This is a genomic window from Mesorhizobium sp. M7A.T.Ca.US.000.02.2.1 (assembly GCF_003996995.1).
Classification (GTDB): domain Bacteria; phylum Pseudomonadota; class Alphaproteobacteria; order Rhizobiales; family Rhizobiaceae; genus Mesorhizobium.
On sequence record NZ_RZTT01000750.1, the window covers coordinates 1 to 1,413 of the forward strand.

Below are 1,413 nucleotides of genomic sequence, written 5' to 3' on the forward strand. Positions count from 1 at the left end.
GCGCAATTCCTCGGCGGCCTTATCCCGTTCGGTCTTCAACGCCGCGTAGTAGCGCACCTCGCGCCGAAGCCGCTGCTTTTCCAGCAACGCGGCCTGCATCGCCTCGACGCGCTGCTGCTCTTTCTCCAGCGCGCGCTGGGTCAGGAACTGCGCCAGCGGTTCACTGTCGAATGCTCGTTTGACCGCGCCGAACGGCCCCTCGGCGGTGAAATTCACGACCGGCTCGGAGCCGACCAGTGCCTCGTCGCCAGGCCGATAGGTGATCGCACCCTTGGCCGACACCGTGGCCGCGTTGAGATCCGCCGTGACGTCGGCGGACAAGGTCGCCGCCGGATTTTCCAGGCTGACCGGTGGCGCCCGCAGCGTGCCGCCGGCAACCGTGAAGGCTATGTCGGCATCGCCAGCGGCAAAGCTGCCGTCAGCGGCGATGTCGGGCGCAAAGCCGGCGGTCTTGGCCGCGTCGATGTCGCGCCCGATCGCATCCGCCTTTGCGAGGAACGCACTGAACGCATCTGGATTGACACCAGCAATTTCCACGCCCTTCAACGCCGCCGTGCCGGAGCCCGACAAGGCGGCCACCATCCCTTCGACCGATTTGCCGCTGCTTGACAGTGCCGTCGAGAAATCGCCGATGCCGCTGATGCCGGCATCCGGCAGCACGGTCGCCAGATCGGCGCCCGCCAGTTTCATCTGGCCAGAGAACAGGCCGGTGCCGTCATTGTTCTTCAGTTCGAACAGGCCGGTGAGCGCCCCGCCCAGCAATTTCGCCTTCAAATCCGAAACTCGGATGCCTTCCTGGTCGAGCCTGAGCGAAAAGGCGGCATCATAGGCGGTGGCGAACCGACCGGCGGCGAGCGCTGCCGTCGTCAGGTCTAGGTCGGCGGTGAACGGCAGGTTGGATTTCTGGCTGAACGGTGTCGCCGGCCACACGCCACCCTTGTTGGTTTCTTCCTTGTCGGCAAGAAAGGCGGAATCGCCGAACAGCGCCACCGCCATCGGATCGAGGTCGAGTTCGTCGAGCATCAGCGCCCCGGCCAGATGCGGCACGCCGGCCTTGCCGTCGACCCCCTCCTTTACATCGATATTGACGTCACCGGACACCGCCGCTTCGTTGATGGCGCCGTTGAGTTCGTCCAGCACCAGCAGGCCATTGCCATAGTCGCCCTGTGCCGAAAACGACGTCGACATGCCCGCCCCCATGCCCGGCAGGCCGATACCTGTCGTCATCAGCCATGGCTCGATGTCGGCGGCATCGAGGCTGAGCTTGCCCTTGGCGGCGAAGCCTTGCGGCGTATCGGCGATCGTCCCCTCGAAACCCGCCTTGAAGTCGCTGCCGGCAAGGCTGAAATTCGTCGTCAGGCCGCCACCAAGCGTTCCCTTGGCCTGAATGTCGGTGCTTGCCTCGCCCAGCAT

The 1,413-nt window shown here is 65.2% G+C and carries 1 protein-coding gene; it reads right to left on the reverse strand.

Going from position 1 to position 1,413, the window contains the following annotated elements:
- Positions 1-1,413 (reverse strand): AsmA-like C-terminal region-containing protein (locus EOD15_RS34280; protein WP_281035601.1); only part of this gene is annotated, 1,413 nt, incomplete at both ends.